This is a genomic window from Pseudoalteromonas sp. C2R02 (genome assembly GCF_018860845.1).
Lineage (GTDB): Bacteria > Pseudomonadota > Gammaproteobacteria > Enterobacterales > Alteromonadaceae > Pseudoalteromonas.
In genome coordinates this window covers 1-23,001 of the sequence record NZ_JAHKQC010000052.1, presented here as the reverse complement: position 1 = coordinate 23,001, position 23,001 = coordinate 1, and the positions used below count along the sequence as shown (strand labels likewise).

Here is a 23,001-nt window from a genome sequence, read left to right as displayed (position 1 = left end):
ATAGTATACAATCCCGCCTTTATTGGTCACCCGTTATCGGTACGTAATATGTTCAAGGAATTTTATGTTAATAAAGCATAAGTTAATTTTAAATACAGCGATATTAGTTGTAAGTATGTTTGCCATGTTAATACTTGCATCTATTGCTTCTTCATCGTTTCATGATGATTTACAAGTAACTAAACAAATTGGAGATATTGAATCTTCATTTTTACAGTTAAGACGTAATGAAAAAGATTTTTTCTTACGTAAAGACCTAAAATATACAGAAAAATTTATTTCTCGAATTACAAGTTTAGAGCAAAGAATTAAGACACTAAAACAATCATTTAATAATAAAGATATTACAATTAAAGAAATCGATGCATTACAAAAAATATTGAATGAATATGATGATTATTTTAATCAAATTGTAACGTCACAAAAGCGTATTGGTTTACATCCTAAAGATGGATTATATGGCAAACTCAGAAGCCAAGTTCATCAAGTTGAATCTATTTTAGGCTCTCAAAATTATCAATTATTAGCCCAAATGCTACAACTAAGAAGAAATGAAAAAGACTTTATGCTTCGCTTAGATCAAAAATATGTCAAACGTTTTAAAAACAACCTATCTAAAATGCGTTTAGAGGTAAAAAGCAGTGATTTAGCAGCCTATGATAAAAATGAAATAGTTGAACGCCTTGATAATTATCAAGTTGCATTTATAAACTTAGTTAATGAACAAGCCATTTTAGGATTAAATCAAAATAGTGGATTACAAAAAAAAATGAGAAGCTTAGTACATCAAGTAGATGATGTACTGAATGATTTATTAAAAATCAGCGACCAAGTGATAACTGATAATGCACAAAAAAATAAGGTTTTAGGTTACCTGTTATTTATTTTAGTATTAATTATTTCAATCACTTTTGCCTGGTTAAATAGTAAAAGTATTTTAACTGCGATCACGAAATTCAAGGCTTCGATAGAAAAAGCAGCCACTAATAATGACCTAACCATCACAGTGGATACCAATACAAAAGATGAACTGTCAGAAATGGCTCAAGCATTTAACACCATGATAGGCAACTTTAGAAACTTAGTTAAAGAAGTTGATCAATCTGTTGGCTCTGTAAATAGCACAACTGCACATTTGGCGGATACCATAGAGATCACAAATCAGGGGATCGCTTCTCAAACACAAGAGACAGATATGGTTGCGTCTGCTGCAACTCAAATGGCATGTACTGTCGAAGAAATCGCACACAATACACATGAAGCCGCAAATAAAGCTAAGGTCACTTTTAAAAACTCTGAAAATGGCAAAAGTGCAGTTGATCAAACCATCTTTCAAATTGAAGTTTTATCCGAAAAATTAAACAGCTCAGAAACTTCTGTGCAAGAACTTGCTAAAGATAGTGAAACCATAGCAAGCGTGTTAGATGTGATCCGTAGCATTGCTGATCAAACCAACTTACTTGCACTAAATGCCGCTATTGAGGCCGCTAGAGCAGGAGAGCAGGGCCGTGGTTTTGCTGTTGTTGCAGATGAGGTAAGAACACTCGCCAGTCGCACCCAAGATTCAACTCAAGAAATTGAAAAAATAATTAATACACTGCAAGAGAAAACAAAAACCATTGTTATGCTTATGGCTGAGTGTTTAGTACAAGGACAAGAAAGCGCAAAACAAGCAAGTTCAGCAGGGCACTTATTGGCTGAAATTAATCAAGATGTTTCAAGCATTAATGATATGAATACCGCCATTGCTGTTGCGATTGAAGAACAAAGCCAAGTCGCATCTGAAGTTAATAAACATGTAGTTTCAATCAGAGATGTTGCTGAACAATCTGAAGAGTCAGTTGCGCAAACACAGGTAATGAGTAAAGATTTATCTAATCAATCTAACATCTTACGTAAAGAGTTAGATCGCTTTATTATTTGATAAAAACTCCCATTTAAACAATCACACGGAAGTGATTATAAATCTCTTTTATGCACAAGTTCCAATTAAAACTTATTAGTTAGTTCAAATATCTCTCTTTATGCTATGGTATTAATCCCTAAAATCCATACAAAATTTACTTAATGAAATTACTCTTTTTATTATTATCTATTGTTAGCTTTAATTGCCTTTCCCATGTCAGCCACCACGATGAAACACCTAAAATAGCAATTACAAAAACGGTTAACAACTACCTTAAAGGTAGTGTATTAGGTGATTCACAAATGATTTCGAAAGCCTTTCATTCAGACGCATTAGTACAAGGTAACTCAAATGGTAAGTTACAAAGATATGATATGAAAACTTTCCTTGGCTTTTTTAGTACCGATAAGCCAGGAAAACATACAACTAAAATCATATCTATTGATATAGAAAATGATGCCGCTTTAGTAAAGGCACATTGGGATATGGGCACTTGGATGTATATTGATTATCTCACTTTAATCAAAAATGATGGCCAATGGAAAATAATAAATAAGGTATATACAAAAATACAAAAGTAACTAGCCTTTAATTTGGAGAAAAGCACATGCCTAAAATCATACTCAAAGGCTATATCATAGTACCTAACGAAGATTTGGAAGCTGTAAAGACAGCCCTGTTAACACATATAAAATTAACTAAAAATGACTCAGGTAACCTTGTATTTAAAGTAACCCAAGATAACAGCAACCGTAATAAATTTCATGTATATGAAGAATTTATAAACCAAGCCGCATTTGAAATTCATCAGCAAAGGGTTAAGCAATCAAAATGGGGGAATGTTACAAAGAATGTAGAAAGGCACTATCAGGTATTAGAGGTTAATGAAGTGGTTTAATCTATTTTTAATGACTTTTACGATATTGTATTTTTCCACTATTTGGACTGCATTGCCCCACTATTCACACTCAACAATAATGAATGCTGCTATAGTTTAAATTTGACCAAGTTAGCAGTTCATCTGGAAAGCTATTTCAAAAGGTATAAATTAAAAAATTTATACCTTTCATTTAATAAATAAGCTAATTCAAATAATCAGGGATAGTGGAGTTTTCAATAACGATTACCGCATCATAGGCATCGGCTAAAATAGTTTGTTGATTCCGAACCCCCCAATGTTTATTTGTTGCCTCAACATGTAGCCAATCATCTTCTGTTCCTGGCTCATTTTTAGATGTGAAAGGCAAAAATATAATACCTTTATTAACAGATTGAGCTAATATTTCTAGAGAGTTGATAGCATGGCTAGTAACCTTAATACTTTCTTTATAGTTATTAGCACTTTCACCTTTGATCATATATAAGCCAATTGTATATAGTTCATCTTGCCAATAATCATCAAGATAATAGCCCATACCTAGCTCACTATCTTGACTATAATTACTTTCGGCTACATGTGCGTTATGCGCCCAAACTATCACTTTTTCTTCTGTCCAATAATAAGTTGCTAGCTCTGTAAAAGTTTCAGCCATCCCTTGATCTCTAATATAAATCGCAACATCAATGGAGCTTTGAGAGGTTTCTTCAATCAAAAAAAGATAAGAGTTAGCAATAATCCGCGCAAGTTGTAATTGCGGTTCATCACCAAGAAAGCTATCACGGAAAACTTCAATGCTAACTCGAGAATCAGAATAGCTGTTCTTTAAAAATGCACAGTCTTGCGAATTATCATTAACGTAGCATCCTTTTCTGGCATTATTATAAGAAACTATTAATTCGGCAAATCCATCAATATCTACAGAATTTATTAATCCATATTGCTCAGCAGTTTTACTGTAAAATTCGATCAAGTTTTCTTTATTATCGCTATTAGAGCTAAACTTAATGTCAAAGCCAGAAAGATGAAGAGGCCTATCCGTTGATTGAGTTTGTAAAATATAAGCAAATAACTCTTTGACTTCTTTGGTACGCCAAATACCATAAACACAGCTTTTGGTTAATGATTCTGCATCAATATTTTCATTTTTTTCTAATTGCATGTTACATGAGAATGCTGAGCTTTCGAATGAGATAACATTGAAATCATGATATTGATGTAAGTACTTTATTAAACGGGTTTTAACTTGATTCATTTGTTTAGAACCATGCGTACTTTCACCTAATTGTACAATTCGATGACTGCCAATTTTTTCACTTAGCTGTTGTAAATCATCATAATTTTCATCATCTATTAATGAGGTTATTTCAGAATGATTTTCAGCAACATATTTTTCGTAGTCTGGATTGTTGCTATTAATCCCTGAATTCTTTTTTGAATCAGACTTAGATCCCGAGCCACAACCAAATAAGCTCATAGTGATTGATAAAAATATTATTACTTTTATATTTTGACTCATTTTGCTAAATCCTTGTCATATTTCCTGATTGCTCAATTATAAGTTTAAGAAGTCACTTTAAGCTAAGCTATACATATTGCTAATTTTTAGGAGAAAACCCAAATGAGGATGTTATTTTTATTTATTTCTTAATTCGTTGGTTATTATTGTACCCAAATTACTGTTCTTTATATTAACTAAATAACAATTTTTAAAATAGCTTAAGAATAATCATCTAATTTAAAGCATCATTATTCTCTTGATATTGGCCCCCCTTTAGACTCTCCTTAAAAAGCCTAAATAAACTTACACATGCCATTACCTAATATGTCATTTGGCCTTTTTATATAACCAAAACGTTCATAAAAGCCTTCTTTTCCTTTAGCTGAAAGTAAACCTATCGTGGCGCCTTTTTTAGTGGTACCAGATAAGTAACTTTCAATATACTGCATTACTTTATGCCCTAAACCGCGTTTTTGATATTCGGGATGAACAACTATATCTTGAACATAAAAATACATAGCGCCATCACCAACAATACGACCCATGGCTATCAATTGCTTATTATCTCTTATGGTTACATGAAAAAGACTATTATCTAAACTCAATTGAGCCATATCAAAGTCAATATCTCCCCAACCTATGATATTTCTTAATTTATTAAATTCTTCAACACTTGGCGCATCAAAATAAACCTTATAATTATAGGTATTGTTATCGTCTGTCATAAAACCCTTATATACATTATTACTGTTTTTGTTTTGATTGTTGCTGGCAAGAGTTCAGCTTAGTTTTCTGTGTTTTATCGTTATCGAGCACTTGTTTTAAGTCTTCCATTCTTTGTTTTACGGCTATGCCATAACTTTTATCATCGCCCCATACATCGGCTAAAATCCTCAAAGATTCATTATCATGTTCTGTGAATATTTTGCCGGCTCTAGTTGCATCTGCTTTATCATTGCCTAAAACCATTAAGGCTTCTATACCTAAATTGACTGCAGAATCAAAAGTCTCACGTTTAAAGCAAGTTACCCCTAAATGCATTAATTCATAAGCATGGCGCCTATCAGTCGCACGGGCGAATATTTTAAGTTTTGGATAATGTTTATGAACTAACTCGACAATTTCTAATGTTTTATCTGGCTCATCTATGGCAATAACAATAATTTTTGCATCTTTGGCACCTGAGGCTTCAAGTAAATCTTGGCGAGCGGCATCACCATAAAATACTTTATTATCAAACCGCCTTAATAACTCAACTTGGCTTGGACTATGGTCTAAAATAGATAAATGATAACCTTGAGCAGTTAACAGTCTGCCAACTATTTGGCCAAAACGACCATAACCCGCAATAATCACATTTTTAGTAGGTTCCATATCTTCTACAGCATCAAATTCTGGTGCTTTATTAGTTGTTCTTGATAATGACTTTTCATACATCATTAAAATTAAAGGTGCACACAGCATAGATATTGCAACGATTAAGGTTAATAACTTAGTTTGTTCAGGACTTGTAACTAACAATCCACTTGTAAGAGATAAGAGCACAAACGCAAACTCCCCACCTTGTGCTAACGCCAAAGTAAACAATAACTTTTGATCTGATTTCATTTTAAAAATATTAGCAAGCAAGAATAAAACACAAGCTTTTATCAAGATCAGTCCACATACAGCTAAAGAAACAAACGCAAATTTATCAAACAGTAGCGGGAAGTCGATTGATGCCCCTACAGTAATAAAAAATAGCCCTAGTAATAATCCTTTAAAGGGTTCTATATCAACTTCTAGCTCATGCCTAAATTCACTTTCAGCTAATACCACCCCGGCTAAAAAGGTACCAAGTGCAGGCGATAAACCAATACGTTCCATTATTAAAGCAATTGCAATGACAAGTAATAAAGCTGTTACTGTAAAAATCTCTCTTAAGCGAGTTTCTGCTATGTAGCGAAATAATGGCGCGGAGATATATTTACCAGCAAGGATGATAGATGCGATTACCACAAGCGATACTGTAACTTGGCCATAAACAGGCAAGTGTGCAATCAGGTTATGGTTATTTGTACTTGCCGTTGTAATATCTTTAAAAGCGAGTAAAGGTACAACGGCAAGAATAGGGATAACCGCAATATCTTGAAAAAGTAAAACTGAAAACGAATTTTGCCCAGCATCTTGTTTTATCCACCCTTTCTCAGTTAAGGTTTGTAAAACAATTGCGGTAGAAGACAAAGCAAGCATCAGACCGATAGCCAGAGATGTTTGCCAAACTAAATTTAATGTATAAAAACAAACAGAAAAAATAATTCCTGTAGTCAGAATAACTTGTAATCCCCCTAATCCTAAAATGGAATGCCGTAACTTCCAAAGCCTTGCAGGCTGTAGCTCTAAACCAACTAAAAACAGCATCATAACAACACCAAATTCAGCAAAATGCATTACGCTGGTTTGATCGCCCACTAATCCTAAAAGGTTAGGGCTTATTAAAATACCCGCTAATAGATAGCCTAAAACTGAGCCTAAACCTAAGCGCTTTGCAACGGGTACCGCAATGATTGCTGCGACTAAATAAATTACCGCCATCTCTAACATAATAAAACATCACCTTTAATGTGTATATTTCGAACTCTTATTACAGCTTAGTGTTTAATTTACTTATTGTTAATCTGTTTTATATTACTAAATAAAATCAAACTAAAACCTATCATTGAAATATTAGTGGTCACAGGGTTAAAAGCCTCAATTAGTAAATGAGGCTGCAGAAAAGCAACAAACAATAATAAACCAATTAATGCGATTATATTGCTAAGTAAAATAAATCGAGACTGATAAAAAAAGAAAATAACGAGGCCAAAAATAATTTCGCCAACACCTGCTAATTTAGTAATGAGGTAAGAAGTTTCATCAGCAAAACCCATGCTCGCTGTCATGGCTTTTTCAAGCGGTGCGATATGAATTAACTTAGGGAAAAGGCCATGATAAATCCAGTTAAAGCTTAATAAAAATCGGCTAATTTGTATTGCAGACACGATAAAGCTCCTTTAAAGCTTAACTATCACAGAAATTTATATCTGAATATTTTATTTATAACGGCTACACGTCCAAATAGATTCTGAAACAAGCTGGCCAATTAAGGCGTTACCGGATTTATTAAAATGTAATCCATCATCAAGTAATAAATTGTTGTAACCTATATCAGTTAACTGCTCATATAAATCATTTATGGTAAAATCATATTCACGAGCCAGCTTACAAGACACTTGATTATATTCAATAACATCAGCTAAATAGCGTTTAGATTCTTTATGTTGATTATGAACATTCTCATTAAATGGCGTGCTTGTTGCCCAAATAACTTTGCAATTTAAGCGAGATAAATAATCGAATATGATTTTTAAGTTAGCTTGATATTTCGTTACTGAAGACACCTTTTGACTTGCACCTTGATTAAATCTGATATCATGCAGACCACAATTGATATGAATAATGTCACAAGGTTCGCAGAGCCACTTTGAAATATGAGTAACAACTTGATTTGATGACTCACAATTTTCTAGAGGAAAGTTAATAAACCAATCTGTAGGTAAATTTTCAACCGTATAATCTTGCGAGTGCATTCTTATAGAATCACCAATTAATGAAATATTCATATTTACTCTTAATTTATTTAAATTTAGATGTCGTCTAACCAGAAGTTCAAGATAATAATATATCTCTACTTATTTATTATAAATAAGGTACATTCTTAAACTCTAAATCATTCAGTAACTATTTCATAGATATTAGTTATTAGTGATAAGTTTAAAAGCCTAAGGAAGATAAGCATGGAAGTGATGAGAGAGTCGATAGCGCTTATATTTTTTATATTTGGTATTACATTAATATATTTAGTTTTTAATACGAACCAATGGGAATATGTTCTAGGTGCAATTTTAAGTTTTACGACCGCTTTTTTGATTTGGCCAAGTAAAAAGCGTGGACAAAGAGAGCAAGAAAACCATTTCTTAGATGTACTTGAATTAATAATAGAGTTTCCCATTGAGCTTATATTTTGGTTATTCAGAATATTAGGTCGTATATTTAAAGGGAAAGATGGCTCAATTGATATAGACTTAGACATATAATACACATTCTAATAAATCCTTTTTCATAAACTATAACAACTTTATTTACTGTCATGACATTTCGAGTTTTGAAACAGTCAGTATTCCTTTATTTGATGGTGCAGATACTTGGGAATTTATAAAAGATTAATCTGTAACCAAATAGGCATCACATAACAAACTAACACTCAAGAAGTAACACCCACCTCAAATAAAACAAAGTAAAAAGCAATAGTTACCACTAACTTACCCTATTACTAAGGCTGTAATAATCAATCCAATTTAATCGATGATACACATCGATTAAAGCCATTATATATTCAAATACCACTGCACTATACTGCGCGCCGATTAAATTACCAAATGAGCAATACCATGAATAAATTAGCATCAATTCCCTTTTTAGCATTATGTCTATCACTTAATGTTCAAGCTCAATTAGAGCTAGGTCCATTAAAACCACTGATTGGTTCATGGAAGTCAGCGCCAACAGGCGGTTTTGATATGGCACCTGGTCAAGAAGGTTCTAAAGCAGGTAAGGGCGGCCCGGCAGTTGAAGCTTATTTTGAAACCATAACATTTGAAGTTGCAGCAGATGCGACAAATGCAAGCGACCAATACTTAACAGCCGTTTACTACAAGCAAGAAGTATTTAAAAAAAGCACAGGTAATAAGTTTCACGACCAACGTGGTTACTTTATTTATGATGCAAAAAACAAAACTGTTTATAACTCTTTTTGTGTGCCACGTGCAACATGTGTAGTAGCTGAAGGTAAAGCAGGTAGTAAAATGACACTTACAGCGCCAGCTAAAGGTGTAGCAGAGTCAAGCTATATGACTAAAAATGCAAAAACAGTGGGTTTCACAATGAATATCGAAATCTCTGACAACAAATTAAGCTACTCACAAGTAACAAACCTAGAAATTTACGGCAAGCCTTTTGGTCATACTGATTCAGGTACACTTGTAAAAGTTGAAAAGTAATATTTAATTACTAACTTACTATAGGCATAACATCATTAATGAGTTATGCCGATAGTTACTATCAATAATCTAGATCTAACCAAGTCCAAAAGTCAGACTCAAATTGAATGTAACTTTCCCGCCAAAGAGAAAGTACTTCTTCTTCAGATAATGCACGACACAAGTTTTCTTGCTCTTTAACCAAGTAGCTCTGAAGAGTAGATTTTGCATCAAACTCCATCATCATAAAACTTAACCATGCCCAGCTACTATAATAAAGCTTGGGGATATCTAAGTTTTTCCACTCATCGTCTTTTATTATTAAACTAAATAAGTAAGGTTCTGTTGCTAGTTTTTTATTTGAAATTAATACATGAAATTGGTTTTCATCTGTCATAGAAATGTCTTCAAAAAATTCAGCTGTTCCTTCACTAAAAGAGCGAGATGTAATGCCTACTAAATGTAAATTTATAGCGTGCACAGCTTCATGTATCGCGGTTTTTATTGCTTGTTCTTCATTGTGATAACTCACAAAAGCAAGATTTCGTTGACCAAAATACACACCTTGCGAACGACTAGGGTTAAAGCCATCAATGCCAGCTTGTACTAAATACGATTGCCTATTTTGTGAAATAATCATATGTAGATGAATTTTATTAGTCAGATCTATATTTAAATAATTTGTATATGAGGCCAGTACGCCTTTCATTAATAAAGTAAATTGTTTTTCAAAATATGATGTCATATTGGCAGAGTACATAGTAATAATGAAGTCTTCGCTGACAACTACTTTATAAGGTTGATATTCATCACTTAGGTTATTTATGACTTCTGGTAGCGCTTCTTTTTGATATTCTTTCCATTGTGTTAAATCACATAAGCTAGGGTTAAAGTTATCTTGCTCAATATAATCTTGCTCTAGCATGTATTCTTCATATACAACTTGTTCAATAAGTGGTTGTTCAGCTTGATGAATATTAAACTCATCAATAATTTTTTGTTCGTCAATTTCTTCTGGAATAATTAAATCTTGTGTAGGAGGATTGATATTATTATCATTTGTGTAGCTAAGCCAAATCAAAAAAGCAGCAATAACAGGGCAGAGAAGCCATATTTTCTTTTTAAAGTTCATTATTTAGCTTTCCTTAACCTATCATTTATCAGAAATCATTGGTTAAAGAATATATTGATTGCCTATGAAATTCGATATCAAAAAACGATAACAAACATTTATTTTAATAAAACGGTTCTCGTTCAATATTCTATCCAAGATAAAATATAATCTTATGGTAAATCAATGCACTCATAATATTAGCGGTGTGATCTTTGAAATGTGTTAAAACACAAAACAAAGATCTGGCAAATCTAAGCTAAAAGCTCTTGTCTAACAATCTCAGCACCGGCACTTAAAGCATTGAGCTTACCTCTTGCTACTTCGTGAGATAAAGGTGCCATACCGCAATTGGTACAAGGGTAAAGTTTATCAGCGTCTACATACTTAAGTGCTGCTCGTAGCGTATTAGCGACTTCTTCTGGTGTTTCTATGATATCGCTTGCGACATCAATAGCACCGACCATTACTTTTTTACCACGAATAAGTTCAAGTAAATCAATTGGTACATGAGAGTTGTGACACTCTAACGAGATAATATCGATATTAGATTTTTGCAATTTAGGAAAAGCTTCTTCATATTGTCGCCATTCAGAACCTAACGTTTTTTTCCAATCTGTATTGGCTTTAATGCCATAGCCATAACAAATATGTACCGCCGTTTCACATTTAAGACCTTCTATCGCTCTTTCTAAACATGCAATGCCCCACTCATTAACCTCATCAAAAAATACATTAAACGCTGGCTCATCAAATTGAATAATATCAACACCAGCAGCCTCTAACTCTTTGGCTTCTTGATTGAGTATTTTAGCAAACTCCCAAGCGAGTTTTTCGCGACTTTTATAATGGTCATCATAAAGCGTATCTATCATCGTCATAGGGCCTGGCAATGCCCATTTAATTGGTTGCTTGGTCTGCTTTCGTAAAAATTTAGCATCTTCAACAAACACTGGCTTTTGACGTGATACAGGACCTACAACTGTTGGAACACTTGCATCATAACGATCGCGAATTTTAACTGTCTTACGCTTTTCAAAATCAACACCGTTGAGGTGTTCAATAAATGTCGTCACAAAATGTTGGCGCGTTTGCTCGCCATCACTAACAATATCAATACCAGTCTGTTGCTGATCTTGTAATGACAAACGCAATGCATCTTGTTTGCCCGTAATTAATTCTTCACCTTGCAATTTCCAAGGTGACCAAAGCGTCTCTGGTTGTGCAAGCCAAACCGGTTTAGGTAAACTGCCAGCTGTTGAAGTTGGTAATAATGTTTTCATAATATATACCGTTATACCTTATTAATTATAGCGTGTAATTAGCAGAGAATTGTTCTAATACAGTTTGATATGGCTCGATAAAGTGCTCTTTTGCAAACTTACCTTGGGCTATTGCTAGCTGACTACGCTCTTCTCTGTTATAAACAATTTGAGTAAGTGAATGGTCTAAGTTCTTCAAGTTAGGCTTGTAGCACTTTCCGGCAACAGCATTAGCATTATAAATCTCAGGTCGGTAAATCCTTTGAAATGTGCCCATCGTACTTATCGTGCTGATCAACTCTAGATTTGAGTAATCGTTTAATAGATCACCAAAAAAATAAAAAGCTAAAGGTGCAACACTGTTAGGCGTCATGAAATAGCGCACTTGCAAACCCATTTTTTTGAAATATTGCTCAGTCAAAGAAGATTCATTAGGCAAGTATTCAACACCTAATACAGGGTGTTGATTTTCAGTACGTTGATATGTTTTATTATCTGAAACACTCAAACATATCACTGGCGGCTTATTAAAATACTGTTTATAAGCATCTGAATTAACAAAATACTTAAATAACTTGCCATGTAAAACACCAAAGTCATCTGGAATGCTAAATTGCGCTTGATTTTTATTATGCTCAAGTAGTAATACACTAAAATCATAATCACGCACATATGAAGAAAAGTTATTACCTACAATGCCTTCAATACGTTCATTCGTTTTATTATCAACAATGTTCGTTTTCAAAACTTCGATGGATGGGAAAGTTTCACCACTACCATCAATATCCATATCAACAGAAATTATTTCAAGTTCTACAGAATAACGATCGCCTTTAGGGTTATCCCAATTAGCTAACGCATTAAAGCTATTATTTACCATATTTAAAGCATTACGTAAGTTCTGTTGACGGCTTGCACCTCTAGCCAAGTTAGCAAAGTTAGTTGTAATACGCGTGCTGTCTGATGGATGATAGTTTTCATCGAGACTGAGGCTTTTTATTTTAAATGTGAAATCTTTATTCATGATGTTGGTGTCCAATTCGCTTTTATAAAACATAAGTTTATTTTTAATCTTCATCGACCTTTCAATCTGATTTTTTGATTGTGCCTAATGGCTTAAGCTTAAGTCTAAGAACTGCTTATATTTATACGTGTAACTATGGATGAATAAAAACGGTTTAATTTCACATGAAACGTGAGAAAAATTCAAAAGCGCGTATTGAGTTACAAAACGGATTCAAACTCCAAGCCATAAAACGTAAAGACGTCTAGATGGGTGTGGTTAAAATGTACAAGCATGTGTTTTCTTCATATAAAACATGAGTATTATTCAAGGCTAATCTTTATCAAAAAGCTAAGTAGTTATCATGTAAGTTGCTATGATATCGGGCAAAATTATTAGAGAGATGATCTGAATGAATGACCTACTGATGTTAATTATATACTGTGCGTTGCTAGGCAGTGGCGTTGGCTTTTTAGCTGGGCTGCTTGGTATTGGTGGTGGATTAGTGATTGTTCCAATCTTAAGTAGTATTTTACTGTACTTAGCGGTTTTACCGGCCGAACAAGTCGTGATAGTCGCAATTGCAACATCATTAGCATCAATATTATTTACATCAACGTCTTCAGCCATCGCCCATCATAAAAATGGCAATGTTCCATGGGATTTAGCCCCTTGGGTAATGACAGGTGTAGCCCTTGGTGCACTTATAAGTGGTTTTATGGCCTCACTATTACCTGAAAATATTGTTCGCTTAGTGTTTGCTGTTAGCGTGACACTCATTGCAATAAAGATGTTTTACAGCAGCACTAAAAGTGATTCATCTGTTGAACGTAAAATGCCAAACAAAGGTGCATTAACATTTTTTACTACTATTACAGGTGGGTTATCTGCCATGATAGGCATAGGTGGTGGTGCAGTATTGGTGCCTTTATTAACGTTTTTCTCACTTGATATGAAAAAAGCCATAGGATGTGCCTCTGCTTGCGGTATCGTTATCGCATTATTTGGCTCAATTGGTTACATCAGCTCAGGTATGAGTCATTTTTCTTTAGAAGACGGATTTGCAGGGTTTGTTTACTTACCTGCATTACTAGGTATTGTGTGCACTTCTTGGTTCACTGCGCCTCTAGGGGCCAAAGCAACACATTCTTTACCGGTTCCTTTAATCAAAAAAATCTTCTCAGTATTATTATTGGTGACAGCTATAAGCATGGTTGTGAGTTAACAGGGAGTAGACGGTGTTTCCACAAATAAATTTTTTGTGGAAACTTTAAGTGCTAGATAAAATTGTTAAAATAATTAAACGCCTGTAAATTGTCAGCTGTAACAGTACTTAAATTCAAACTGATTAATTTTACAGGCTTTTAAATGAACCTCTCTCTAATCAAAGTGAGGACCATATAGCCCTATGGAATAAAGATGAAATAACTTGCTCATCAATGTTCACAAGAAACATACTTGAGCTTTTTAATAGAGTGAGTGATTTTAATGAGTCTCGAGAAATATGGTTTTGGGAGGTTAAATAGACGCTTATGAAAACACTGATTACTTACCTCAGTCTAGCTGTTGTTACTTTCATCATAAATTTTGCTATCTATAATTTTTCGTTTAATTTACAGGCTAAGCCATTTCTTCATGAAGAGCAGAGAGTTGATAGTGCATTATTAATGCTAAAAACAACTTTTCCCGCATATCTAGTATCTTCAATAGTGATAACTTTACTTTTTTATTTTGTAAATAAAAGGCGCAGTAGTAAGGCCTGTTCCGATTAATATGGTCTAATAGATTAGGCGACTCTAGTTAAAAGATAATACGTTTAGCTAGAGAATAATATGACATCTCGTAAAAAAGATATGACGATCATATTCTTTTTCGCTAGCGACAGTTAACGTTAGTAAATTAAATCACTAACGTCTTCAGCATAAGTCTATTTATTTTTCGGTGTTTGCCAAACAAAGGAATCTGGCTTATTGGAAGTCTTTTCTGCTACTTTAGATTTTTTTACTGCTACTTGAGAATTCTGAGCAAGTATTGCTCTGATTAATTTCCCAGTTTCTTTATGTTTACTACAAAATGTTTTGAGGTATAAAATTTCAACTCTACTTCGTGCCCAAGGAGTTGTACGCAAAAACTTTAAACTTGATTTCATACGCGGGTTGTTGATGAAACAACGGATATTAAGTAACTCACCCATTTTAGCCCAACCGATTTCTTTCTCCAGTTTGGTTAAAATTTCTTCAAGTTTCACACCGTGTAGTGGGTCATTACTGTTATTCATTGTCTACCTAAAATCAAAAAAAAAGTATTGTAACAAGTTTCCCAAATATTGTCAGATTTACGTGTGTAATACTCAACTTCATTCTGAATCAAAATAATTAGCTAAAAAGTCGATGAATGCTCTTATTCTGAATGGAAGATAATCTGAACTTTTGTAAACAGCATACATAGGTAAAGAAAGTTTTTCATCGTCTTTAAATAATTCTATAAGCTGATTGCAATCAAGATATTCTTGAACCATCCATTTTGGCATAGCAGCTATGCCGCACCCTAACACGGCCATTTTCGCAATCATTTCAGGACTGTCGCTAGAGATCAACTCCGGCACTATAATTTTTTGATTATTCAAATACCAGGCATTTGATGGGTTACTTAAAGAATAAGTAATACAAGTGTGTTTTGATAAATCATCAGGGTGACGTGGTTTACCATTAGCCTTAAGGTAGTCAGGCGATGCAAAATAACAAAGCTTATGATTGAGTAGCTTTTTAGCTTTCAGTCCTGAATCTTTAAGGTAAGAAGCCCTAATAGCGATATCAATATCATCATTATAAAGGTCTACTTGTCTGTCATTGACTGAAATATCAATCGTAAGCTCTGGGTTTGCCCGTAAGAATTCCTTAATAGGGTAAGCAAGTCGCTGAGTAGCAAATGCGGATGGTGCTGATATTTTAAGTATCCCTACCACTTGGCTAAGCTCATTTTTTAGCAGCTGTTCAGTAATAGTCATTTTCTCAATCAGCTCATGGCAAAAAGTAAGATATTCTGCTCCCGCGTTGGTTAGGCTAATTTTACGTGGGTTTCTATGAAATAGAGTAAAGCCTAGATTTCTCTCTAACCAAGCAATTCTTTTGCTGACTGCCCCTTGTGTCATATTTAGCTCATTTGCTGTTGCTGTAAAACTTTTTAGTCGAGCAGCGCAACTAAACAGCTTAATGCACTCTAGTTTGTCCATATACATTCCAATTGGGAATACCAGAAATCACAAACTTAGCATTTATCAGACAGATTCTAAATGGTTAAATATCATTAATTAAACAAACAGGAGAATATATATGATCATTATTACTGTCCTTTTAGCTCTTTTTTTTACCCTTGCAAGTTCAATTAAGATTACAGGTTGGCAGAAGTTTATTTTTGAAACACAACTCACTTTCTTTAATAAATATGGGCTAAGGCGTGTTCATATGTTTTTAGTTGGAATCCTTGAATTGTCAGCAGCTATTTTACTGGTGGCTTCGCTTATATTTGATCACAAAACCTTAAATAGTTTAGGTGCTGCAACTATTGCTTTTACCTCAATAGGTGCGATATTTTTTCACCTAAAGTTTGATACAATTAAAGATGCTATGCCAGCAATTGTTACTCTATTATTATCTTTAGCATTATCACTATCTAATCAAGCTCTACTTGAATTTTTAATTTGATCTAGTATTTCTAGCCCTTTCAAATTTTTTGCTTAATGGCAAGCAAGTGTCGGCTGTCAATTAGCTCCTAAATTTTGTCCGAGCAAAACGAACTGAGTCGCACTGAGTAAACGTGCCAATAAAGGGCTGTTAACACTGTACTTTTTGACTTTTAACTATATTGAATAGTTATTTATTGTGACGGCTCAATTTATCTCCAATACGATTAATGACATCTAGAATAGGGCAAGTCGACGAACATTGGGATGTTATTCAAGAGATCCCATCAGTATGGCTCATAATAACGGTATGTTTTAAGTTTTATAAGGAGCCTGAAGAAGGCTCATTATTTACATTATCGTATATTTTTACTTTTCTCAAAAATCAAAATGACCATATTGATAACGTGTGACACCTAAATTTGGTTACTCTATGGCGTGTTGCCATACATTTTTTCAAAACCAGGAATACGCTTTTCCCATATTGGTATTTCGTCGCCAATAACCCCAATTAGAGTTTCGATGAAAAGTTTTGTTTTCAATGGAGAATCCCTGTGAGGATATACGGCATAAAAAGTGCCGTAATCGACCAAGTCGAGATGGGTCATGATCGGCACAAGTTTTCCTTGTAATATTTCATTTTCTATCATTTGTGCCGTTGTAACCGTTAACATATTGCCAGCTAAAGCTGTTTTAATTAATAACTCAACTTCATTAACTTTATAAGTTTTATTTAAATTAATGAACTCCTCAGTCCCCAAGGAGTCTCGATATTTTATTTTATCTATTAACAAACCAGGTGCAGAATAGACCACAGCGGGCAAGCTTTCTAACTTTGGTACAGTTTCAGGCTGTCCATATTTCTCAATAAAGCGAGGTGAGGCAACAATTAATAACCTATTTCGTGCAATTCTTTTTGAAATCAAATTTGATTCTTTAGGTTCACCAATACGAAAACCGATATCAAACCCTTCAGCAATCACATCTACCAAACGATCTTCCAAGAGTAATTCAATTTGTACTTCAGGATATAAGCTTTGAAATTCCAATACTGCTTGTTGAACATATTGGCGACCAAACAAAGTTGAGCTTGCTATTTTAAGCTGCCCTCGAGGTTCACTATGGTAATTTTGAGCTAAACGTTTTGAGTTACTAAGTAGCTCTCTTAAATTTATTGCTTGATTCACCATTTCGGAACCAGCGGCAGTTAGTGACAGTGAGCGGGTTGTTCTATTTAGCAAATGGACGCCAAGCTCTTGCTCAAGTTTATTTATTTGTTTAGATATGGCTGATCTATTAACGTTTCTATATTCCGAAACCTTTGCAAAGCTACCCAACTCTGACACTTCGAGTAAAAGTAATAATCGACTGGCGAGATCCATAGACACCTCATTGATTCCTTTTTGGAACCATTATAGTTCATTTTACCTTGTTTTTGGATGCCAAATATTTTCTTAAAATAGCTTCATAAATTCGCAGTGACAAATCGCTTGCGCTGCTCTGATTAATTAAATAGGAAAATTACAATGTCTAAATTAATAATAACCCAAGAAGCAGGTGTGGCTACCGTTCTAATCAAAAATCCACCAGTGAACATTTTGACAATAGATTTAATCAATGAAATTAACGCTTTTATTTTGTCACTCAAAGATGATCGTGAGATTAAAGCGGTTGTTTTTAAATCATTCCATGATACATTTTTTATTGCTCATCTAGATTTAAACGTTATAAATGGAAGCCAAGGGGGGCAGGCAGCATCAATTGAGTTCAATCATATGATTACTAACATTAAGGCAATGAAACAACTTTCAATTGCAGTGATCGATGGTGTGGCTCGTGGCGGTGGCAATGAGTTTGTGATGGCTTGTGATTTGGCATACGCAACCGAAAATTCAGCATTCGCTCAACCAGAGTTATATATAAATATCCCAACAGGTGGTCAAGGTGCAGTCCAATTTGCACGCCGCTTAGGTAAGGGAAAAGCATTACAAGCATTACTAACAGGCGCAGACTTCACCGCACAACAAGCCGAAGCACTAAATATCATTACCCAATTTGTGCCTAAAATTGAGCTAGATACTTTCCTTGAACAGTTACTTTCATTGGTAAGTGCCTGGGAAGTTCGTGATATCGAGATGTATAAGGAAATTATTTCAGCCTCAATAAAAGATGAAGAAGCAGGCGCTGAGCTAGAGTTACGATACTTTCTTGAGCGTGCTAAAGAAGAAAAAACACAAACCATTATTGCTGCTTTTTTAAAGCATGGCGGCCAAACAGAAAGGGAAGCGAGAGATATTCAGGGAATATTTATTGATACGGCAGCGGAACTTTCTAAGTAAATATAGTATTTAAAATCATAGATTTTTAAACTTAGATATACAGCATCAAAATAGATATTATTTACAGGATCGTGGCAAGTTAACTGGACCCTGTAAATAACTCTGTGTAACGACCACCACTGTATCTAAATTTAACTTCATTAAGTGGTTCCCCATTTAAACCCAAAACGAGATATCTAGAATTACCTTATTGAAATTATTGTAATTTATAGTATTAATACCTGAATTCTGTCTAGAATGCTCCTTCCCTCAGGCTTAGCCTCATATAGATGATGAGCAAAAAAGTAATCATCCAGTATGAATTTAATTGCAGTATTTTTTAAGCTAAATACATTTAAAATCAATGATTAAAGTATGACTGTCACATTTTCTTTATTATTTATTTTATCTCTCGATAAAAGTCCATGTTCCTAATTTATCTAGTTAAAGACTCTTCAATATATTAACATGGCTCAAATAATTGAAAAATAAAACTAATACCTTGATAAATAAAGGAAGTATTTAAAAATATGATAAAGATAAACAACAAGTTAAATTTGAGTGCAGTATCACTTATAAGTATCTTATCTATATCCGCCTGTGGCGGTGGAGGTGGTACAAGTTCTGAGACTCCAGCACCTACACCTTCACCTATTTCAACTGTAGAGCCGAGTATTGTTCAGGTTGAACAAGAAGTACTCGTTGGGCAATCGACGGAATTAGTATTGCATACACCAGATAACAAAGTGTCTAGTATTAACTGGACACAAACGGGTGGTAAAGCAATTAATTTTTATGCCAAAAACAGCAAGGTTGTTGGTTTTACTCCGTTAGTAGCTGGAGATTACGCTTTTGAAGTTAATTTCACCGATGATGCAGGTTCAGAACAAACTTTAACATATAACTTTTCAGTTCAAAGTGTGCAATCATTATTGACGGTTCGTTTAGGACATGCGGTAATTGAAGGCAATGATGTATCTCTCATTTCGTATGCTAGTTTAAATGATAACGGTGAAAAAGTGACACCAAATTCATTGCAATGGAGCCAAATACAAGGCCCTACGGTAGAATTTACTGAAAATAATACTAATGGAGAAGTGGCTGTCTTTTTTGACGCACCAGAGATAGATAAAGATACAATTTTACAATTTAAGGTCTCTGGCAGCATCAATGGGGATATTGTATCTGATGACATCGCTATTTTAGTAGAAAATACAACTACAAAAGTTGAGCTTAATTCTCAAAAAACACCATTTAATGAAAGAGTTGCAGATGTTTTTTTATATAACCCAAACTCTACAGCAGGACAACAGCTAGTTGATTGCGTGTATTCAAATAAGGCACTGTATGCAACTTCTTGTACGCTAAATCAAACGCCTTTAATTGCACATGTAAGCGATGCGCCGACTGTAGACCAAATAATGGATAGAGTAGTGGTTTCACATCAATGGATGGGAGATCAGTTTAAAAAGTTTTTAGAAACCTATGATAATGAACACAATGACTTCAAAAACTTGCTAAGAGCCACAACTGCTATTGTTCTTTCTTATGATATTCGCCCGTCGTTTTATGACCCAACTACTGGTGCTATTTATTTAGACCCAAATGATTTATGGGAAACAGCAACGCAACGTGACACTATCAATCAAGCACCTGATTTTAGAAATGATTTTGGTAATGAATTACAATTTAAAATGCCATGGCGTTATGTAAAAAACAACGAATATGCAAGCTACTATGCCCCTATTAGTTATCGCTTAGAGCGCAGTTTATCAGCCTCCTTGTATGACTTTTCATCTTTGTTATACCATGAGTTAGCACATGCAAATGATTTCTTTCCAAGTGATAGTTGGGCTGAATTACAACGTTCTGATACATTAGTAAATATTGTTAGTGACTTATATAACAGCAAAAAAATTCAATCAGATGATTTACAACGTATGCTGCCTTTGGATTATGGTTGGGCTTCAGGTGAACAAAACGAAATGACTAAGCTAGGTCAAGTTCGCTTTCAAGATCCAAGTCTGATCACTGAAGAGCAAAAAGGATACTCAATGGAAGATGTCGCGAATCTATTTAAAACAGAAAGCGCCCCGAAGTTTTATAGTTATAGTTCTACTCGTGAAGACTACGCGGTATTATTTGATGCCTTTATGATGCATGCTCGTTATAACGTGAGTCGAGATGTCGCAGTTAGTGATCCCAATTATAGTAAGTTAGTTTGGGGGCAACGTGGCCGAGAAGGTGAAGAACGAATTAAGCCAAGAGTGAAGTTTGTAGTAGAACGAATACTGCCAGAATATACTGAAGCGGCTAACATTATTAATGCTTTACCCGCACCAATTTCATTTGATCCAAATAAAACCTGGAATGAAAACCTTGCAATAACACAATTAGAAGCGACTAATTCAACTTCAGTCAAACCAGTTTTAACATTAAAGCGTAAAGGTGATACTCGTTTACTCCCTAAAGATGGAGAAAGCCATCACGGGAGTGGCAGAAAATTTATTTACTAATACCTTACCCATATAATGTGTATATCGATGGAGGACTCTGTCACTCAAGAACTATTTGAAAAAAGCCATCTGAGATTATAAAAAAACTTCTTCGATTCACAAAAGAGTGAACATTAACTTTAAGGAAGAGCGACTATAAATTACTTGATAGTCGCTCATATCTGATTGTTATCCACTATAAATCGAGCATACTTCAAATTAGTACACACCTCTTTCATTTTCAAAATCCTGAATTAATTTTTATTCAAAAACTTGGCTCTTTGAAGCATAAAAAAATCACTCATATTTTAAGCCTGCTCACAATCGCAATAAACAACGAACTCCTAGCTTATTGAATTTTATGTTTTTATCTCACAATCAGATTCAATTTCAGAAAAATAACTTGCAACAGATTATGAAAACGAAAGAAAATTCACATTCCAAACTTTTGAAAACATTAATAATATTTTGATTAGCTCTATTACGTACCTTATCAGAATGGTTTTTCCCTCTAAGAGACAGCCAAGTTTTAACCAAGATAATAGGAGGGTATTCAATATTCATAACGTAAGTCCTTTTACCGTTAAATTATAAATATAGTTTGTACCACATATTAACACAAGATTATATTACCAGCCCTTGTACCTACAATGAGTTTTAAATACAATCAATTAAGCTCAGGTTTACATCAATGCAAGAATAAACTACGCATGATAAGGTATTAAAATATGGATCCAATTACAGGCTTTTTATTATCTTTATCAATGATTATTTTTAGGGGTGTTATCGATTTAATTACTTTACCTTTTAATTTCCTAAAAAAAGCTTTTAATAATCACCCTTTAAGGGCAGCCCGATTTGTAATTGGTAGCATTACAGCGGGGATGCTAAGTTATCTATTTGGACTTCCATATCAAGTTGAAATTACTTTTAGCAGTGGAATATTTACTTATTTAATCGGTGAGATTATATAAATGGAATTTTTTCTAGTATTATTTCTAGCATACCTTGTTTTAAGTACAGCAAATAGCTTGTTAACGGTTACATTTAGGGTCATAAAAAGTAACCCTAAATTTTCAATCAAAGCATTTTTAAGCTCTCTATTAATGACTGTCATCGGATACTTTATAAAAGGCCATATTTCAATTGAAATAGTGCTTTTTGGACTTTCAGGATTCTTTTTGTATATTTTGTACTTGTTACTTATTGAAAACTAGTTTTTAGACTTCTCAAACACACTTAATACTAAAAATCAGCCACCTAAGATGCCTTAACTTCACTAGACGCTTAAATAGTTACATATCCACATAGTCTATCCAACTTAACAGTATGGATAACGATATTTAGTAGACTTCATAAAATCAGTCTGCGATAACCTAAAAAAGTTTTAAACTAAAAAATATATAGCTACGGATATAGCATTGATTTACATAAAAAGTGAAATTTAAAAAATGACATGTTATGATTATGGGTACAAGGTAATTCATAATGTAAGGAAACTATAAAGTGATTAACTGTAAAAACCTGACTTTAGCTTCGGTATTGCTGTGCACAACACTTTCATTTAATACACAAGCAAAAGAGTGGAAATGTGCTGAATGGGTGGGCCACAACAAGTCTGTATATTATGATTTTAGATCCACTAATGCTATTGATTGGTACAGAGATGCAAATGTGAGAGGGTTCAAATACGTAACTAAACCACAGACTAAAAGTGCAATTATTGTAGATTCTGCGAGTGTCAATGACGGCTGGGGGCACGTTATGTATGGACTTCCCAGACTTTGCT

22 protein-coding genes are annotated in these 23,001 nt (G+C 34.0%); 11 read left to right on the top strand and 11 right to left on the bottom strand.

Annotated features, from left to right (window positions below):
- Nucleotides 1-64: 64 nt before the first annotated feature.
- From KO527_RS24130 to KO527_RS24120, 3 genes are all read left to right on the top strand, one after another.
- Nucleotides 65-1,924, top strand: coding sequence for a methyl-accepting chemotaxis protein (locus KO527_RS24130; protein ID WP_216042797.1), 1,860 nt, complete (start codon nucleotides 65-67; stop codon nucleotides 1,922-1,924).
- A gap of 143 nt (nucleotides 1,925-2,067) precedes the next feature.
- Nucleotides 2,068-2,487: a nuclear transport factor 2 family protein gene (locus KO527_RS24125; protein ID WP_216042796.1), complete on the top strand. Its 420-nt coding sequence runs from the start codon at nucleotides 2,068-2,070 to the stop codon at nucleotides 2,485-2,487.
- Nucleotides 2,488-2,513: 26 nt separating this feature from the next.
- On the top strand, nucleotides 2,514-2,804 hold the full coding sequence (locus KO527_RS24120; RefSeq protein WP_216042795.1) for an antibiotic biosynthesis monooxygenase: 291 nt from the start codon (nucleotides 2,514-2,516) through the stop codon (nucleotides 2,802-2,804).
- A 184-nt stretch (nucleotides 2,805-2,988) separates the two neighbouring features.
- Here the strand turns inward: KO527_RS24120 and KO527_RS24115 are convergent, their stop codons facing one another.
- The 5 genes from KO527_RS24115 to KO527_RS24095 form a co-directional block, all read right to left on the bottom strand.
- Nucleotides 2,989-4,302, bottom strand: coding sequence for an erythromycin esterase family protein (locus KO527_RS24115; RefSeq protein WP_216042794.1), 1,314 nt, complete (start codon nucleotides 4,300-4,302; stop codon nucleotides 2,989-2,991).
- Nucleotides 4,303-4,577: 275 nt separating this feature from the next.
- Nucleotides 4,578-5,009, bottom strand: coding sequence for a GNAT family N-acetyltransferase (locus KO527_RS24110; RefSeq protein ID WP_216042793.1), 432 nt, complete (start codon nucleotides 5,007-5,009; stop codon nucleotides 4,578-4,580).
- 19 nt (nucleotides 5,010-5,028) lie between these two features.
- Entirely contained in the window at nucleotides 5,029-6,867 is a 1,839-nt protein-coding gene (locus KO527_RS24105; protein WP_216042792.1) for a monovalent cation:proton antiporter-2 (CPA2) family protein, read from the bottom strand.
- A 59-nt stretch (nucleotides 6,868-6,926) separates the two neighbouring features.
- Entirely contained in the window at nucleotides 6,927-7,304 is a 378-nt protein-coding gene (locus KO527_RS24100; RefSeq protein WP_216042791.1) for a DoxX-like family protein, read from the bottom strand.
- 51 nt (nucleotides 7,305-7,355) lie between these two features.
- Nucleotides 7,356-7,925 carry an SGNH/GDSL hydrolase family protein gene (locus tag KO527_RS24095; protein WP_216042790.1) on the bottom strand — a complete coding sequence of 190 codons (570 nt, stop codon included), beginning with the start codon at nucleotides 7,923-7,925 and terminating at the stop codon, nucleotides 7,356-7,358.
- A gap of 174 nt (nucleotides 7,926-8,099) precedes the next feature.
- On the opposite strand from KO527_RS24095, the gene KO527_RS24090 reads away from it, so the two are divergent.
- On the top strand, nucleotides 8,100-8,399 hold the full coding sequence (locus tag KO527_RS24090) for a hypothetical protein (protein ID WP_216042789.1): 300 nt from the start codon (nucleotides 8,100-8,102) through the stop codon (nucleotides 8,397-8,399).
- Between the two features lie 354 nt (nucleotides 8,400-8,753).
- Nucleotides 8,754-9,362 (top strand): heme-binding beta-barrel domain-containing protein, encoded by a 609-nt coding sequence (locus KO527_RS24085; protein ID WP_216042788.1) that lies wholly within the window; start codon nucleotides 8,754-8,756, stop codon nucleotides 9,360-9,362.
- Between the two features lie 61 nt (nucleotides 9,363-9,423).
- Here KO527_RS24085 and KO527_RS24080 read toward each other — a convergent pair whose 3' ends face one another.
- The 3 genes from KO527_RS24080 to KO527_RS24070 all read right to left on the bottom strand — a co-directional run bounded on the left by KO527_RS24080 (nucleotide 9,424) and on the right by KO527_RS24070 (nucleotide 12,738).
- A complete protein-coding gene (locus tag KO527_RS24080; protein ID WP_216042787.1) occupies nucleotides 9,424-10,473 on the bottom strand; it encodes a hypothetical protein in 1,050 nt (349 codons plus the stop codon).
- 233 nt (nucleotides 10,474-10,706) lie between these two features.
- A complete protein-coding gene (locus KO527_RS24075; RefSeq protein WP_216042786.1) occupies nucleotides 10,707-11,735 on the bottom strand; it encodes a methionine synthase in 1,029 nt (342 codons plus the stop codon).
- 25 nt (nucleotides 11,736-11,760) lie between these two features.
- On the bottom strand, nucleotides 11,761-12,738 hold the full coding sequence (locus KO527_RS24070) for a DUF1852 domain-containing protein (RefSeq protein WP_216042785.1): 978 nt from the start codon (nucleotides 12,736-12,738) through the stop codon (nucleotides 11,761-11,763).
- Nucleotides 12,739-13,129: 391 nt separating this feature from the next.
- Between KO527_RS24070 and KO527_RS24065 the strand changes: the two genes are divergently transcribed.
- On the top strand, nucleotides 13,130-13,942 hold the full coding sequence (locus KO527_RS24065; RefSeq protein ID WP_216042784.1) for a sulfite exporter TauE/SafE family protein: 813 nt from the start codon (nucleotides 13,130-13,132) through the stop codon (nucleotides 13,940-13,942).
- A 702-nt stretch (nucleotides 13,943-14,644) separates the two neighbouring features.
- Here KO527_RS24065 and KO527_RS24060 read toward each other — a convergent pair.
- Both KO527_RS24060 and KO527_RS24055 read right to left on the bottom strand, forming a co-directional pair.
- Nucleotides 14,645-14,995, bottom strand: a complete 351-nt coding sequence (locus KO527_RS24060) for a VF530 family protein (protein WP_042146365.1) — start codon at nucleotides 14,993-14,995, stop codon at nucleotides 14,645-14,647.
- A 78-nt stretch (nucleotides 14,996-15,073) separates the two neighbouring features.
- Entirely contained in the window at nucleotides 15,074-15,949 is an 876-nt protein-coding gene (locus KO527_RS24055) for a LysR family transcriptional regulator (protein WP_216042783.1), read from the bottom strand.
- A gap of 100 nt (nucleotides 15,950-16,049) precedes the next feature.
- Here KO527_RS24055 and KO527_RS24050 point away from each other — a divergent pair, with 100 nt between their 5' ends.
- Nucleotides 16,050-16,421 (top strand): DoxX family protein, encoded by a 372-nt coding sequence (locus KO527_RS24050; protein ID WP_216042782.1) that lies wholly within the window; start codon nucleotides 16,050-16,052, stop codon nucleotides 16,419-16,421.
- Nucleotides 16,422-16,830: 409 nt separating this feature from the next.
- Here KO527_RS24050 and KO527_RS24045 read toward each other — a convergent pair whose 3' ends face one another.
- Nucleotides 16,831-17,781, bottom strand: coding sequence for a LysR family transcriptional regulator (locus KO527_RS24045; RefSeq protein ID WP_216042894.1), 951 nt, complete (start codon nucleotides 17,779-17,781; stop codon nucleotides 16,831-16,833).
- Nucleotides 17,782-17,925: 144 nt separating this feature from the next.
- Here KO527_RS24045 and KO527_RS24040 point away from each other — a divergent pair, with 144 nt between their 5' ends.
- The 4 genes from KO527_RS24040 to KO527_RS24025 form a co-directional block, all read left to right on the top strand.
- Nucleotides 17,926-18,738: an enoyl-CoA hydratase/isomerase family protein gene (locus KO527_RS24040; protein WP_216042781.1), complete on the top strand. Its 813-nt coding sequence runs from the start codon at nucleotides 17,926-17,928 to the stop codon at nucleotides 18,736-18,738.
- Nucleotides 18,739-19,247: 509 nt separating this feature from the next.
- Nucleotides 19,248-21,233 (top strand): hypothetical protein, encoded by a 1,986-nt coding sequence (locus KO527_RS24035; RefSeq protein ID WP_216042780.1) that lies wholly within the window; start codon nucleotides 19,248-19,250, stop codon nucleotides 21,231-21,233.
- A gap of 707 nt (nucleotides 21,234-21,940) precedes the next feature.
- Nucleotides 21,941-22,186, top strand: a complete 246-nt coding sequence (locus KO527_RS24030; protein ID WP_216042779.1) for a hypothetical protein — start codon at nucleotides 21,941-21,943, stop codon at nucleotides 22,184-22,186.
- A 568-nt stretch (nucleotides 22,187-22,754) separates the two neighbouring features.
- Nucleotides 22,755-23,001 (top strand): hypothetical protein (locus tag KO527_RS24025; protein WP_216042778.1); only part of this gene is annotated, 247 nt, incomplete at its 3' end.